The organism is Bacillus sp. FJAT-27251, assembly GCF_001273925.1.
In the GTDB taxonomy this organism is placed as follows: domain Bacteria; phylum Bacillota; class Bacilli; order Bacillales; family Cytobacillaceae; genus Mesobacillus_B.
On sequence record NZ_LIGG01000001.1, the window covers coordinates 4,481,225 to 4,495,896 of the forward strand.

Here is a 14,672-nt window from a genome sequence, read left to right on the forward strand (position 1 = left end):
TTCAAAGACTCCTATTCAATGATATTTTCCAGGCCGTAAACAAGGGTGCTGCTTTTGACGACGGTGTCCACAGCAAGCTTGACTCCGGACATAAAGGAAGCGCGATTATACGAATCGTGGCGGATTGTCAGGGTTTGGCCATCGGAACCGAACAATACCTGCTGGTGCGCAATCAGCCCGGGCAGGCGTACGGAATGGACGCGCATTCCATCTATGTCCGCTCCTCTTGCACCCGGCAAGGTTTCCTTTTCATTGGGATGGCCCTGTCTTTTCTCCTCCCGGACAGTCGCGATCATTTCAGCCGTTTTCACAGCAGTCCCGGATGGGGCATCAAGCTTTTGGTCATGATGAAGCTCAATGATCTCAACATCGTGGAAGTATTTGGCTGCCATTTGGGAGAACTTCATCATTAGGACCGCGCCTACAGCAAAGTTGGGGGCAATGATGCACCCGAGCCCTGTCTGCTTGCATAAACCCTCCAGCTTGTCCAAATCGCCGCTTGTGAACCCTGTCGTCCCCACCACAGGACGGACACCATATTCCAGAGCTGTAACAGTATGCTCCATTCCCACTTCAGGTGTGGTCAAATCTATCAGGACGTCGGGATTCTGTTCTTTGAAACATTGATGGATATCTGTATAAACCTTTGCATCCGAAGCAGGAAAACCCTCCAGTTCTCCCACTGTCTTTCCGTCATTCTTATAATCCAGCACGCCGGCCAGTTCATAGTTTTCCGTTTCCAGTACCAGCTTCACGGCTTCCCGCCCCATGCGGCCACGGGGGCCAGCCACAATAATTCTTACCTTATCCAAATTTCCTCTCTCCCTTTTATTGTTCTTCGATCCTGGTCCAACGGTCTTTGTCTCTTGTGTTGAACTTTCGCATCACAAGGTCATGGGCTTCCTCCAAGTCGATATTCAAGGAATTCGCAAAACAAATAAGGACAAAAAGCATGTCGCCCAGCTCTTCCTCGATTGCCTTTTCCTTTTCTTCAGACTTCTTCGGTTTCTCTCCATAATAGTGATTGACTTCCCTTGCCAGTTCGCCCAGCTCTTCCGACATTCTTGCCAGCATTGCCAACGGGCTGAAATAGCCTTCCTTGAACTGGCTTATGTACTCATCTACTTCACCCTGAAGTTCTTTAACAGTCTTGCGGTGGTCCATTGCTTACACCTCGTATGGTCATTCTTAAATATGGATAAACATCTCTTTTTGATGTTAGCCTACAGTGCAGGTTTTGACAAATATTTTTGATAAAAAAGGTGATACTGTAAAAGAATGCCCCATTATGTGTTATTTTATATAATGGAATACGATTCTTGCAATCATGGAATAAGGCAGGGAGGAAACGCTTTTGATCCTGAACTTAAAATTTAAAAACATTTTCTTTATCCTCTTAGGGGCAGCAATCTTCTCTTTCGGACTGGTCCATTTCAATATGCAGAACAATCTGGCCGAAGGCGGATTTACAGGCATCACTCTTTTACTTTACTTTGTTTTCAACTGGAATCCTGCCATTACAAATCTGATATTGAATATTCCGCTTTTCTTCATTGGCTGGAAGCTGCTGGGAAGAAGCGTATTTTTATACACCATTATCGGGACTGTTGGCGTGTCGCTTTTTTTGGCCGTTTTCCAAAAATACCAGATTGAGATGCCCCTGTACGAAGACCTCTTTCTAGCCGCCTTATTTGCCGGCGCCTTTATTGGAATCGGGCTTGGGATTATCTTCAGGTTTGGCGGTACGACCGGAGGTGTGGACATCATTGCCCGGCTGGCCCAAAAATATTTTGGCTGGACAATGGGGCGTACGATGTTCATGTTTGATTTTTGCGTCATTGCCCTTGCCCTGATTACCTATTTGGATTATCGCGAGGCAATGTATACCCTCGTCGTTGTGTTTATTGGAGCCCGGGTAATCGATTTCATGCAAGAAGGTGCGTACGCCGCACGGGGAGCAATGATTATTTCAGACAAAAACGAAGCAATTGCCGAAAAAATCCTGAAGGAAATGGACCGGGGAGCAACCATTTTAAAAGGAATGGGATCTTTCACAAAACAGGAACGCAATGTCCTTTATTGTGTAGTAGCCAAAAATGAAATTGTCCGGTTGAAAAGTGTCATCAATTCCGTCGACCCCCACGCGTTTGTATCGGTGACCGTCGTTCACGATGTCCTGGGCGAAGGATTTACCCTGGACGAAAACAAGCGGCCAATTGAAAGATAATTAGATAAGCGGCGGAATCCACGAGTCTGGAATCAAGCGGGTCCGCACTAATCAGTCGTGGAACAGGTTAGTCACCTGAACTGATAAATAGACGGAGAAACTTCTCTTATTAGTAAATAATTATTAAAAAAGGCTTAAATAGACGGAGAGATTCCGCCTATCCGCTTGAAAATAACGAAAAAAGGAGATTTTTCTTTGCATAACCGGAAAACCTCCCCTTATATCCACCCAAACGAAGCTCATTCTGTATATAGCCGGAAAATCTCCGCTTATCTTAAATTTGCTTGTTTCTGTATGGGAACAAAATATTTTTTCACAAGAGAGTTTTTCCCAAAAAATACAAATGGGTAAATTCCCAAAAAGAAACTCGCCAATAGAATTGGCGAGTTTTCCATTTTCATAAAGTGATTACTACGTTCTTCTATTCCTCCCTGGTCATCCCAGTATAAATCATGACCAGCCTTAACAGTTCAAGGACGGCAACTGCCGCTGCTGCGACATAAGTGAGTGCTGCGGCGTTAAGCACCTTTCTGGTCTCGCGCTCCTCGTCATTGCGGATAATGCCCGCACTGACCACCTGTTCCATCGCCCGGTTGGAGGCGTTGAATTCCACAGGCAGGGTGACAAGCTGGAAGAGCACGGCCCCAGCCATAAATAAAATCCCCAGAAGAAGCATGTTCGACATTGAGGCAAAAATACCGATCATGACCAATATCCAGGCAAAGTTCGAACCCAAATTGGCAACCGGGACAAGAGTATGGCGGAAACGCATGAAAGCATATTCTTCCTGATCCTGGATGGCATGTCCTACTTCATGGGCTGCAATTGCGGCAGCCGCAACGGAATGGCCATGAAAATTATCGGAAGACAAGCGGACCGTCTTGGACCGCGGGTCATAATGGTCACTTAGGTATCCCCTTGTCTCTTCGATGCCCACATGGTAAAGGCCGTTATCGTCAAGGATCTTCCTCGCTACCTCTGCTCCCCGCATCTGGGATGACGAAGGCACCTGTGAATACTTTTTATATGCTCCTTTTACCCGCATCTGTGCCCAAAGCGGAATAAGGATGATGATCGCAAAATAGATTAAAAACAATGGATATCCTCCTTCATATCATGCTGTTATATATATTTTATAAAGGAAGAAAAAGCATGTCAATTTTTTCGTCCTTTAAGACGGTTTCTGCGTTTTTCGCGTTCTGCCTGGTACTTTCTCCAGCCAACATAGGACAAAGTCAGGATAATAATGCTTCCTGTGGAGATGATGACCCACCATAAGGAAGGGTCTGTTTCATCCTCCGTCATTCCATCAAAAATATTTTTTAAATCTGCTTCCAAAGCCGCCAGCTGATCACGGCTTGAGTCTTCCGATAGTAAATCAGGGCGGTAGTGGTCGATATAGTTTACCCTGGCATTAAGCTGATGAATCCTTTCCGGAGTAATATCGATTTTCAAACTAGGATAAATCATATGGTATAAAGACAAAAAAGAATCCAGATTAGCCTGAAAATCTTCCTGATCCCCGTTTTCAGCCGCCTGTTTCATCCCGTTGAATACAGTCATGATCGGCTCCTCCAGCTCTGTCCACAAGGGCTGGTGGTTGGACAGCAGTGCATCGATCACAAGGCGGAATTTTGTTACCTTATCGATCCGCTCCTTATGTTCCATCTCGGGGCTTGCTGCCGCTTCAATCGCTTCATCATAAGCATTGGTCAGAATCCTAAGCTCGTCCATCGAGAAAAAAAATCTTCCTCCTGCCCCGGATAGAAACTCTCCCTCGAACTGGTCCAATAATTTTTTTGCTTCCTCATATCGGTGAATCCTTACCATTTGCAGGGCTTCATCAGAAATGTTGTCCAATTTTTCAACTGAAGGTTTCTTTTCAGCATATACAGCCAACGGTGCCAGCAAAAGGAACACCGAAACAATCAACCCTGTTACAATCCTTGCGCTCATTCCTGTCCCCCCTCTAAATACTATTAATATGTATGAGAGACGGGACAAGGATAGACCATATTAAATGCAAATAGGAAGCCCGGCAACACGCCGTGCTTCCTATTTTTTCGATTTGGAAACCAGTTCAAGGGAAAAGCGGTTTTTGCGCAGGACCAAATAATAGCCAACACCAATTGAAAGGATGCTAAGCCAAAAAGTAAAATAGCCAATCTCTTTCATATACAAAGAAAGCTGCTGATACCTTGGCATCATCATAAACACATAATCAATAATCTCATTATGCAGGGCAACAATGCCGGCCACCGCCAAATGCCAAAGTTTATAGCGATAAAAAGGGGCATACAGTATACCCTGTACCGCCATCGCCAAATGGGAAGCCATTAGCATATAGCCCGACCAGTGCAAATACCCTGAGGTGATAAGGACAAGCAGGTTCATGACAACAGCCCAAATCCCATATTTGAACAGGGTGACAACAGCCAATGCTTCCATGAGCGGCCAATGTTTCCCCGCTATGAATGCAGCTAAGACAAATACAAAAAACAGGCTTGCAGTAGGGCTGTCCGGAACAAATAGCAGGAATACAGCCGGGGTATCGGCAAGCTGGGAACCATACCACAAATAGCCATAAAGGGTGCCGAAGATGTTGATCACGAGCAGCATCCATAAAAACGGCTTGCTCGCCAGCAATGGATAAAGGTGAGCTTTCATATCGCATCCACACTTTCTAATTTTTAAAAAAACTGGCGGGAAGGATCCCGCCAGTTCCATGTAAGTTATTCCAAATTGGCAATGAACTCCGACATGATTTGAAGTTCTTCTTCAGTGCCCTTAAAGACTCCTGCAGGCATGGCGCCTTGGCCATTGACCGCAATATCAGCAATTTCCTCAGCTGTCAAGCCTGTTTGAGTCAGCTTAGGACCGCTGGCTCCGCCAAGCTCTCCCCCATGACAGCTTAAGCATGTATTCTGCTCGGCAATCAAATAACCTTCAGCTGCCTTGTCAATCTCAACATCCGAAATAGCACCCATTTTTTCCTTTGCTTCCCAGTCCGTCTGGTCGACGGATTCCCAGGTCAAATAGAAGATGGACGCAACCGCCAGGAGCATGAAGCCAGTCGCAAGCGGACGCTTGGAAGGACGTCTCTCCGGTCCGCGGTCGATAAATGGAGCAAGCATTAATGCTCCGAACGCAAGGCCAGGCATGACCAGTGCACCTACGATTGTGTACGGGCCTGCCGCGAAAGAATATTTCAATAATTGGTATAAAAACAGGAAGTACCAGTCAGGCAGTGGTATGTAGGCAGTATCCGTCGGATCTGCTACCCTCTCAAGCGGCGGTTGGTGAGCCACAGTAAGACACAGGAAACCGACGAGGAATACTGCGCCCACAAGCCATTCCTTCAAGAGGAAGTTCGGCCAGAAAGCTTCCGTTTTACCAGGATATTCCGAATAATCCTTCGGAATATTAGGTTTTCTTTCAGCAGGGACACGTGAGTCACCTACGAATTTCATCCCTTTACCACGATGCATCGAGCAATCCCCTCCTTTTTCCGTGAAGTTGTACGAAACATATCATCCGGACAACATTATCTAAAGCAATCTTACAAAGGACCCGAAATACCTTGTTTACGGATCATAATGAAGTGTGCCGCCATCAAACCGAACAAAGCTGCTGGTAGGAAGAATACATGGATTGCGAAGAATCGGGTCAGTGTCTGTGCACCTACGATATCTGCACTTCCAGCAAGCAAAATTTTCAGATATGGACCAATCAGCGGAACTGCGTCCATAATCTGCAATGTAACCTTCGTTGCAAACAGGGCTTTCATATCCCATGGAAGCAAATAGCCTGTAAGGCCAAGACCAAGCATGACGAAGAAAATCAGGACACCGACCAGCCAGTTCAATTCCCGGGGCTTTTTATAAGCTCCCTGGAAAAACACCCTCAATGTATGTAAGAACATCATGACGATAACCAAACTTGCTCCCCAGTGATGCATGCCGCGGACAATTTGTCCGAAAGCGACTTCATTCTGAAGGTAATAAACCGATTCCCAGGCGTTCTTGATATCCGGCACATAGTACATGGTCAGGAACATACCTGAAAGAATCTGAATGACTGTGATGAAAAATGTCAATCCGCCAAAGCAGTATACAAACGCGGAAAAATGATGTGCTGGATTGACGTGCTCCGGCACTTCGTGGTCGGCTATATCACGCCACATCGGCGTAATATCCAACCGTTCATCTACCCAATCGTAAATTTTGTTGATCAATTATTACGCCCCCCCCCGTGGTTGTGCTTTTCCTAGATATAAGATGCCATCCTTTTCCTGATGAGGATAAACATCCAGCGGCGCCAGTGGCGGAGTGCCTGGAACGTTCGTTCCGTCTTTTTCATACAGGCCGTAATGGCACGGGCAAAAGAACATATTTGGGTTCTTCTTATCGGTATTCCAGTCAACCGTACAGCCCAGGTGCTTACAAACAGGTGAAAGGGCGATAATTTCCCCATTTTCATTTTTGTAGACCCATGCCGTCCCGGTAACTTCGGACTCATACCAGGCATCCTTCTGGTCGAAGTTGAAATCGACTCGCTGCGGTTCATTGGTGATATCGGCTACTTTGACCTTGGTAGCAATGAAATCGCCTTCTGCACCTGCTTTAAGAACCGGATCAACGGCAAAACGAACCATTGGCATCATCATTCCGGCTGCCATGAAACCGCCTACACCCATAAGTGTGTAGTTTAAGAATTGTCGTCTTGAAACACGATTTTTGCTCACGCTTTTCCCCCCTCTATTCCCTTATTTAAGTACATCGGACATTAATTGAACACACAATTTAAACTAGGACATAATCATGATATATCAATCTTTCTATAAAATCAATATAATACTATGCTGAAAACATTTTTTGCAGTGAGAAATCTAACACCTATTCTTCTTCCCTCCATTTCTGGATAAACAGGTTCATTAACTGCCTTACCTGGTCCTCCATGACAGACACTTTCGAGGCCTCATTCATTTGTTCGAGCGGCAATGACGGAAGCCACAGGACCGTCCCCCTCAACTCTCCCTCCCGCTGTTTCCAATCGTAGTCGCATGTTACATAAAAGACATGTTTAAACTGCCTGTCCAGCAGCTCGGCCTCCCATTTTTCCAGTTGGCTCACCGCCTCCCCGGGCTTGCTTTTTAAATAGGTATACCCGGGAATGAGCAAAATCCTTCCCTGGAGCTGCCTTTCCAGCTGCGACGTAAGAATGCCCGCAAATTCCGTCATGGCCGCCGATTCCTTCATGCCCTCGCCAAATGCGACCGGCAGCAGGGGAACCACTGCAGTGTCTACATATTCGGAAGACTTGTTAAACATTGCAATATCATCAGGTATCCATCTCATTGATTTCATCTCCATCTTATTCATTCCTATCCATTTTACCATTATGGATGAAAATTGCATAAGAAAAGCGCAAGCGCCTTGTCCAGCCCCGACACTCGAGGGGCTAGTCGCTGGAGCTGGACAGTTATCTAAGTGCTGTAATATATACCTTATCTCATAAAAAAAAACAAAAAAGCTTGCTGATTGTAAGCAAGCTTTTACTGGCCTGGGCCCAATTCCTTCAATTGTTCAGTCAGCCTCACAAAGGCTTCCTTATCCTGCCGGTCCAACGCATCATCAATCAGCCTGACAAGCTTTTCCTTTTGGAAATGGTAGATGCTTTCGCTGAGGAATCGTTCAGCAATGATCCGATCCTTTTCACTGATTTGCAGGCGCCTGGGCATATAAGGGTTTTCTTCCAGAACGGCTGCGAACTGCGGTGCCTTGTTGGATGCATGGAAGTTCAGCTGGATGTATATTTCTTCTTCACGATTGAGCCTGATATCATGGAATGATTTTTCGGCATCGGTCGTCATGATGTTTTCCTTATAAAACCGGAAAGGGACCTCATCAATGCAATGTGTGGACATTACAAGCCCCCGTGGGCAGAACTGGGCATTCTCAACAAAGTGGACCCGCTCCATAAGCTGATCATGGCTCATCAGATAATTGAGTATCCAGACGCATTCACGTCTCTTTAGTTGGTAATGGTTCAAAAACCAGCGGATAAAATCTTTTTTCTCGTTGACAGATACAGGGGTTGTCATTGGTGAATCCCTCCTCTGCGTAAATGGGAAAGTTTAATGGTATTAGTACTCTTCCGTCAGGCGCCCTAGGATTTCCCGGTATTCATCATTTGCGGGATCCATGTTTTTAAGCCTACTAAAAATTTCGGCAGCCTGTGCTATTTTTCCTTCCTCAATTAGAAAATAACCATAATCCTGGAGAAAATCCTTGTTGTCTTTAAAAAAAGTATATGCTTGCTGGTATTTGGTTAATGCCAGCGAATATTGCTCCATATGATGGTGGGCAATAGCAGCGTCCCAAAGCAGCTGAGGCTCTTCGTCCTCGTTTAAATCCGTTGCCTCAATCAGGTCGAGAACTTCATGGTACCTTTCCTGTTTCAGCAGAAGCTTGTTCAGGACAAGTGCTCCCTCGGTGAAACCCGGGTCCAATGCCATCGCCTCCCGAAGGTTCGCTTCCGCTGCCGCTTCCTCCCCAAGTTTCAGCGCAAGCTTGCCGCCGCGGTAGTACAGATCTTTATTGAATTCATCCTGCCCAATGCCCTGTTTGACAGTATCAAATGCTTCTTCAAGAAATTCTTCCTGTTCATATGCATGGGCAAGAGGAATATATAATGAATGATATTCAGGATCAAGGGCTTTTAATTCCTCAAATTTTTCTATCGCTGTCTTATTTTTTCCCGCCTGAAGCGCTGTAAAGGCATATCCGAATAAAGTATTGATTTCAAGACGTTCTTCAAGTGCCAGTTCATAAAAATGCAGGGCTTCCTCGAACGAACCACCTGCACTGTATGCTTCAGCCAGACGCTGATGCAGACTTGTGCCTGCAACCTCCTGCCTCTCTTTCAATACCAGCTCATATGCCGGGATTGCCTCGGTAAACCTCCCTTGATGGGCATACAGTTCCGCCAGGGCAAAGTCGATGATAACCTCATCTGGAAGCATTTGCTTGGCCTTCAGCAATTTTTGTTCACTTACCTCGAACAAGCCATTCATTTGGTACAGATCTGCCTGCAATAGCAGGGCTCTCGGATATTCCGGATCTTCTATGCCGACTTTCTCAAGCATGAGCATCGCCTGTTCTTCTTCATCCATTTCAAGGAGTGTTTCGGCGAGGAGCAGCAGAAGCTCCCCTTCATCCGGATAGCTTAGAAGAAGATTCTCGAGCAGATTCCCGGTCTCCTCTAGAAATCCAAACCGGAATAATTCCTCGGCCAGCAAAAACTTCTCTTCGTCAGTCCCAGCTTTCAATATTGTTTCATAACCGGCCAGAGCTTCTTGAAGCTCGCCATTTTCTAATAATCTTGTAATATTTTCTACAGTCATATTTTAACCTTCCAATCATTAACTCGGGGTTGCATAGAAAGACGGCATCCTGATCTCAACATATTCACCGGCCCCGGGGCGATAGCTTACATGCTTGCCGGCCCTGATGACTGTTCCGTTATGGACAGTTACTGCCAAGTGGGTATCATGTTTTAAATAGAGTTCACTCTCTGCCATTGGTTTGCTTTCCCTGTCTTTTAAATAAAAATTGTAACTCACTTCACTGCCCTGATGCAAATAAGATTTCTTAGGAATGATGCCGGTCTTCTCCAGGACCCCCCTGCCCAGCGGGAGATGTTCCTCCATCTGGCTTTCCAGACTCGGAATGCCATGGCTCTTCATAATCTCCCTCCACACCCTCACCAGCTTCGTATCTGACGGGTTCTTAAAAACTGGCACCAGCAGGCTGTTATAAGGGAACATCGCTTCCTTTATCCATCCCCATGGTATTTTCACCAGTTCTTCTCCATTCTCCACTTCCAGGAAAAGAACGGGCACTTTTTCTTTCTTGCATCTTCTTACCAAGGCTGGAGTAAGCTTGTGTGCCGGAAATCTGGCACCTATGCAATAATCAACCGGACAATCTGTCAATTCGGAGCGGATTTTTTTGAACTTGGGCTCCATTTCCTTTTCGCGTTGAAAATGGACAGCTGTTAAAATCGTCGTACAGCCTTTGGCAATGAACTTATCAAGGTAATACGCTTTCTTTTCAGCAAAAGATAGGTTGAAAGGCAAGTGGAAATCGGCCAGGACATGTGTCGGTGTCATGATAAAGCGATCGGCATCCATGCGGATATGCTTGTACACCGCAGGAGCAGCAGTTGCCGATAGAATCCTATTATTCTCCACCAACAGGCATAAATCCTTTATTTCGCCATTTTTTAATACATGGGCATTTTCGATTATATATGCCATAAAACCACTCCTTATCGTCTTATGACAACCTATGTCCCATCCCTTTTGTTTATGCATGGAAAAGAATTGCCCGAGCCGAAGATCCTTACCCGCCATGGTCCATCCTTCCAGTCTTTATCAATAAAAGAACCTCCCATACTGGGAGGCTTGGTTTACATATTAAAATAAAGATTCAAGATGTTCAAAAAAAGCCGGGTAGGAAACAGCAATTGCTTCGCTGTTTTCAAGGTATGAATCCTCTCCGCTGGCGAGCAGAGCGGCCACCGCAAGCATCATTCCAATCCTGTGGTCCCCATGGCTTGAAACCGTGCTGCCCCGCAGGCTGGTTTTACCGTGGATTACCATTCCATCCTCGGTGGCCTCAATCTCGGCACCCATCTTCGCCAGTTCCTTTACGACCGTATCGATTCGGTTTGTTTCTTTTACTTTTAATTCCGCCGCATCCTTTATCAGCGTTCTTCCCTCTGCCTGGGTTGCCAGCAAGGCAATGATTGGAATTTCGTCAATCAGCCTTGGAATAAGCTCCCCTTCAATCGTGATTCCCTTGAGGTTCGACGTTTGGATGATAATATCACCGGCAGGTTCAGCATTTTCCGTTTCATATGGGACCACTTCAATGTCTGCCCCCATTTCCTGAAGGACATCCAGGATTCCAGTTCTCGTTGGATTCAAGCCTACATTCAAAAGCTTTATCCTGCTGCCTGGAACTATTGCCCCTGCCGCAAGGAAGAAAGCGGCTGAGGATATGTCTCCAGGAACCATTACATGGGCTGCTGCCAGCTTCTGGCCGCCTTGCACGCTGATCTCGTTTCCTTCGGAGCTTACGCTGCCGCCAAACATTTTAATCATCCGCTCTGTATGATCCCTTGTCTTTTCGGGCTCGACGACTGTAGTGGTGCCTTCCGCCTGCAGCCCTGCAAGCAGGATGGAGGACTTGACCTGGGCGCTGGCGACAGGAAGGGGATAATGGATCCCTTTCAGTCCGCCTCCGCTGATGGAAATCGGTGTGAATTCCCCGTCTTTCCTGCCGGAAATCCCCGCCCCCATTTGTGCCAATGGAACTGTGACCCTTGTCATCGGCCGCTTGGCGATCGACTCATCGCCTGTAAAGACAGCATGGAAAGGCCGGCCGGCCAGCATTCCCATCAAAAGTCTGATGGTTGTACCCGAATTTCCGACATCCAGGACCTCCATTGGCTCCTGGAGCCCTTCGAATCCGACCCCTTCTATCGTCACCGAACTTCCTTCCTGTTCAATGGAAACACCCAGCTTTTGAAAGCAGGCAATTGTGCTCAGACAATCTTCACCGGGAAGGAAATTCTCGACAGTAGTCGTTCCCTGTGCAACCGAACCAAACATAACGGCCCGATGCGATATGGATTTATCTCCCGGGACCTGGATGGTCCCCTGAAGGGAAACCCTGTTGGAATTCAGCTTGGTTGTCATATGCATCTCCTTTTACAGTCATTATCCAATTGACATTTCAAAATTCGTATAATGTTTAATACATTTTTCCGCTCTTGCCCGGTCTTCATCACTTTGAAAACTTATGACCAATACTCCGTACACTTCTTCCCTGGTTTCAAGGATCCGGATATTGGTGATTGAGATTTCTTCCTTGGCAAGATAACCGGTTATTTCCGAAACAACCCCGGGGTAGTCGGGAACATCCACAAATAAATCATAAAAAGCAGGTATGGCGCCTTTTTCCTTTGTGGGCAGCCCATCACGGTAATCTTTCGCGGTCTGGAAATAGTTGAAGATTTCCTCGGCTGCGGCTGATTCCAGAAGCCTGGAGACTTTGCTCATTTCCTGCTGCCATCCTTCCAGAAGCTCCAGCAGCACTGGCCGGTTCAGCAGCAGGATATCACGCCACATTGCCGGGCTGCTGGAAGCTATTCTGGTAATATCCCTAAAGCCCCCCGCTGCGAGCCTCCCAATCAAAGTGGAGCTGCTCTCGGCAGACGCAGCCTGATGAACAAGGGAAGCAGCAATAATATGAGGGAAATGGCTGACAACACCAGTCAGGTAGTCATGCTCGTCAGGGGAGACAGTCAAGAATTTGGCCTTTGTTCCCCGAAGCCATTTCTTGAGGGTTTCTATTTCGCCTGCGTACGTTGCTGCATTGGGAGTAAGCAGATAGAAGGCATTTTCAAACAGGATTTTTTTTGCTGCGGACACCCCGCTTTTATGGGAACCTGCCATAGGATGACCGCCAATAAAACATATACCTTTTTGCGTCAGGCAGAAAGCTTTATCAGTAATGGTCTTTTTTGTACTCCCAGTATCAGTCACAATGACATCTTCTTTAAGAGGGAGGCTGGAGAGCAGATCTATTACCTGTTCGGCCACAGTTACCGGAGTCGCGATGATTATGACATCCGCCGTCGCCGCCTCTGCCTCGATACTATCGGCGGCTTCATCAATGACTCCGATCATTTTGGCAAGCCTTGTCTGCTCTTCATTAACGTCGAACCCGATAATTACAGCTTCTGAATGTTCTTCTTTGATGCAAAGAGCAAGGGAGCCACCTATCAGTCCCAGCCCGATGACAAATATGCGGCCTTTCAAGTAATCACCTTCTACGATAGCGCTGCTCTAGCGGCTAGAAATTCTTTCATGCATTGAATTACGCCAGCATTCTGTTCCATTGAACCAACTGTAACCCTGACCGATGCCGGAAACCCAAGCGCAGCTCCAGATCGCACAATGAAACCTCTTTCAAGGAGGAACTGGAAGACTTCATTTCCATCACAGGCAAAATCAATCAGAATGAAATTTCCGGAAGATGGGTAATAATCCAATTGATGTTCCTCACAGAACGTATAAAATTGCTGGAGGCCTTCCTGATTCGCTTTTTTACAGCGCTGGACGAAATCCTGGTCCTGAATCGCCGATATTGCAGCAACATGGGCAAGCGTGTTGACATTAAAAGGCTCCCTTGCAGGCTCAAGCGTCCGGATAAGGCTTGCATCAGCGGCGCCATATCCAACCCTTAAGCTCGCCAATCCATATATTTTGGAGAATGTCCGCAGCACAATAAGATTTTTATATTCCGAAATTAAGGAAAGCGCATCATAATAATCTTCGGCATCGACATACTCATAATAAGCTTCATCCAGCACGACCAGGACATCGCCGGGCACCTTCTGTAAGAATTCCGATAGGTCCTCGCTGCTTATGTAAGTCCCTGTGGGGTTATTAGGTGAACACAGCCAGACCACAGCCGTATTTTCGTCCACGGCCTCTGCCATGGCCTCAAGATCATGGTACCCTCCCTTGAGAGGTACCTCCCTGATCTCACTGCCCTCGAGGACGGCGTTATGTTTGTATTGCGGAAAGGTCGGGGCTGCCATCACCGTATTAACACCCGGCTGAAGCAGTGATCTTGAAATGATTTGAATAATCTCATCGGAACCATTGCCAAAGATAAGCTGTTCAAGCTTTATTTCCAGGTGGCCGGCAACAGCCTTGCGCAATTCGGTTGCAGCCCCATCAGGATATAAAGCCAGAGAAGCAGTATGTTTAGCTATCGCATCCGCAGCTGCGGGCGAACAGCCAAAAGGATTCTCATTGGATGCCAGCTTGGTGATTTGCTTAAGGCCATATTGTTCCTTTACTTCCTGAATTGTCCTGCCGGGCTGATACGGCTTCAACCCTAAAATTTGTTTTTTCCATTTCATCTCTTCCACCCCATTCGGTTCTCTAGTACTATCGTTCATGTTGAAGTGAACTAGTCACAGCAAATTTATTTTTGCAGAAGATCCGGCCGAAGGACTTTTGCTCCTTCAAGATAAATATGTTTGATTTGGTCCTGTCCTGCATCGGTATTCACATGGAACATCGCCCTGATGCACATTGGCAGGGAACCTGGAACAGGAATTTCCTGCACGCACATTACAGGGACATACACCCAGCCGTCTATCCTCCGAAGAGCCTTGGCAGGAAAGGCAGCATTTATATCCTGAGTTACAGATATCAATACAGAAGCTACCGAATCAGGAGAAATACTGTTTTCCCTAATAACTTCTCTTAGAAGCCTTTCTGCAGCTGCTACAATTTCTTCTTCCGTATTGCCGGAAACCGTTATGGCTCCCCTTACCCCTCTAATCAATTATGTTCACC

17 protein-coding genes are annotated in these 14,672 nt (G+C 46.5%); 1 reads left to right on the forward strand and 16 read right to left on the reverse strand.

The window, feature by feature from the left end; translation table 11 throughout:
- Window positions 1-11: 11 nt before the first annotated feature.
- Complete coding sequence (dapB, locus tag ADU22_RS21140) at window positions 12-812, reverse strand: 4-hydroxy-tetrahydrodipicolinate reductase (RefSeq protein ID WP_053363943.1); 801 nt, start codon at window positions 810-812, stop codon at window positions 12-14.
- A gap of 16 nt (window positions 813-828) precedes the next feature.
- Window positions 829-1,164: a nucleotide pyrophosphohydrolase gene (locus tag ADU22_RS21145; RefSeq protein WP_053363944.1), complete on the reverse strand. Its 336-nt coding sequence runs from the start codon at window positions 1,162-1,164 to the stop codon at window positions 829-831.
- A gap of 190 nt (window positions 1,165-1,354) precedes the next feature.
- Here ADU22_RS21145 and ADU22_RS21150 point away from each other — a divergent pair, with 190 nt between their 5' ends.
- Window positions 1,355-2,227, forward strand: a complete 873-nt coding sequence (locus tag ADU22_RS21150; RefSeq protein WP_053363945.1) for a YitT family protein — start codon at window positions 1,355-1,357, stop codon at window positions 2,225-2,227.
- A gap of 421 nt (window positions 2,228-2,648) precedes the next feature.
- On the opposite strand, the gene ADU22_RS21155 is transcribed toward ADU22_RS21150, so the two are convergent.
- From ADU22_RS21155 to aroH, 14 genes are all read right to left on the reverse strand, one after another.
- Window positions 2,649-3,323: a zinc metallopeptidase gene (locus ADU22_RS21155; RefSeq protein ID WP_046524170.1), complete on the reverse strand. Its 675-nt coding sequence runs from the start codon at window positions 3,321-3,323 to the stop codon at window positions 2,649-2,651.
- A 59-nt stretch (window positions 3,324-3,382) separates the two neighbouring features.
- Entirely contained in the window at window positions 3,383-4,183 is an 801-nt protein-coding gene (gene ypjB / locus ADU22_RS21160; RefSeq protein ID WP_053363946.1) for a sporulation protein YpjB, read from the reverse strand.
- A gap of 99 nt (window positions 4,184-4,282) precedes the next feature.
- Complete coding sequence (gene lhaT / locus ADU22_RS21165) at window positions 4,283-4,894, reverse strand: lipoprotein heptaprenylglyceryl N-acetyltransferase LhaT (RefSeq protein WP_053364696.1); 612 nt, start codon at window positions 4,892-4,894, stop codon at window positions 4,283-4,285.
- A 65-nt stretch (window positions 4,895-4,959) separates the two neighbouring features.
- Window positions 4,960-5,715 (reverse strand): menaquinol-cytochrome c reductase cytochrome b/c subunit, encoded by a 756-nt coding sequence (locus ADU22_RS21170; RefSeq protein WP_053363947.1) that lies wholly within the window; start codon window positions 5,713-5,715, stop codon window positions 4,960-4,962.
- Window positions 5,716-5,786: 71 nt separating this feature from the next.
- Complete coding sequence (qcrB, locus tag ADU22_RS21175; RefSeq protein WP_053363948.1) at window positions 5,787-6,461, reverse strand: menaquinol-cytochrome c reductase cytochrome b subunit; 675 nt, start codon at window positions 6,459-6,461, stop codon at window positions 5,787-5,789.
- A gap of 3 nt (window positions 6,462-6,464) precedes the next feature.
- Window positions 6,465-6,971 (reverse strand): QcrA and Rieske domain-containing protein, encoded by a 507-nt coding sequence (locus ADU22_RS21180; RefSeq protein WP_053363949.1) that lies wholly within the window; start codon window positions 6,969-6,971, stop codon window positions 6,465-6,467.
- Between the two features lie 151 nt (window positions 6,972-7,122).
- Window positions 7,123-7,599 (reverse strand): YpiF family protein, encoded by a 477-nt coding sequence (locus tag ADU22_RS21185; RefSeq protein ID WP_231687925.1) that lies wholly within the window; start codon window positions 7,597-7,599, stop codon window positions 7,123-7,125.
- A gap of 182 nt (window positions 7,600-7,781) precedes the next feature.
- Window positions 7,782-8,330 (reverse strand): ReoY family proteolytic degradation factor, encoded by a 549-nt coding sequence (locus ADU22_RS21190; RefSeq protein WP_046524165.1) that lies wholly within the window; start codon window positions 8,328-8,330, stop codon window positions 7,782-7,784.
- 42 nt (window positions 8,331-8,372) lie between these two features.
- Window positions 8,373-9,632, reverse strand: coding sequence for a tetratricopeptide repeat protein (locus ADU22_RS21195; RefSeq protein ID WP_053363951.1), 1,260 nt, complete (start codon window positions 9,630-9,632; stop codon window positions 8,373-8,375).
- A gap of 18 nt (window positions 9,633-9,650) precedes the next feature.
- A complete protein-coding gene (locus ADU22_RS21200; protein WP_053363952.1) occupies window positions 9,651-10,547 on the reverse strand; it encodes a hypothetical protein in 897 nt (298 codons plus the stop codon).
- A 159-nt stretch (window positions 10,548-10,706) separates the two neighbouring features.
- Complete coding sequence (gene aroA, locus ADU22_RS21205; protein WP_053363953.1) at window positions 10,707-11,993, reverse strand: 3-phosphoshikimate 1-carboxyvinyltransferase; 1,287 nt, start codon at window positions 11,991-11,993, stop codon at window positions 10,707-10,709.
- Window positions 11,994-12,014: 21 nt separating this feature from the next.
- A complete protein-coding gene (locus ADU22_RS21210; protein WP_053363954.1) occupies window positions 12,015-13,118 on the reverse strand; it encodes a prephenate dehydrogenase in 1,104 nt (367 codons plus the stop codon).
- An 11-nt stretch (window positions 13,119-13,129) separates the two neighbouring features.
- Window positions 13,130-14,230 (reverse strand): histidinol-phosphate transaminase, encoded by a 1,101-nt coding sequence (gene hisC, locus ADU22_RS21215; RefSeq protein ID WP_053363955.1) that lies wholly within the window; start codon window positions 14,228-14,230, stop codon window positions 13,130-13,132.
- 65 nt (window positions 14,231-14,295) lie between these two features.
- On the reverse strand, window positions 14,296-14,661 hold the full coding sequence (gene aroH / locus ADU22_RS21220) for a chorismate mutase (RefSeq protein ID WP_053363956.1): 366 nt from the start codon (window positions 14,659-14,661) through the stop codon (window positions 14,296-14,298).
- Window positions 14,662-14,672: the final 11 nt, after the last annotated feature.

Coding starts and splice junctions, on each gene's coding strand:
- ADU22_RS21190 (WP_046524165.1), bottom strand. CDS start 8,330: ATGACAACCCCTGTATCTGTCAACGAGAAAAAAGATTTTATCCGCTGG.
- ADU22_RS21195 (WP_053363951.1), bottom strand. CDS start 9,632: ATGACTGTAGAAAATATTACAAGATTATTAGAAAATGGCGAGCTTCAA.
- ADU22_RS21185 (WP_231687925.1), bottom strand. CDS start 7,599: ATGGAGATGAAATCAATGAGATGGATACCTGATGATATTGCAATGTTT.
- lhaT (WP_053364696.1), bottom strand. CDS start 4,894: ATGAAAGCTCACCTTTATCCATTGCTGGCGAGCAAGCCGTTTTTATGG.
- aroA (WP_053363953.1), bottom strand. CDS start 11,993: ATGACAACCAAGCTGAATTCCAACAGGGTTTCCCTTCAGGGGACCATC.
- ADU22_RS21170 (WP_053363947.1), bottom strand. CDS start 5,715: ATGCATCGTGGTAAAGGGATGAAATTCGTAGGTGACTCACGTGTCCCT.
- ADU22_RS21200 (WP_053363952.1), bottom strand. CDS start 10,547: ATGGCATATATAATCGAAAATGCCCATGTATTAAAAAATGGCGAAATA.
- hisC (WP_053363955.1), bottom strand. CDS start 14,230: ATGAAATGGAAAAAACAAATTTTAGGGTTGAAGCCGTATCAGCCCGGC.
- ypjB (WP_053363946.1), bottom strand. CDS start 4,183: ATGAGCGCAAGGATTGTAACAGGGTTGATTGTTTCGGTGTTCCTTTTG.
- ADU22_RS21145 (WP_053363944.1), bottom strand. CDS start 1,164: ATGGACCACCGCAAGACTGTTAAAGAACTTCAGGGTGAAGTAGATGAG.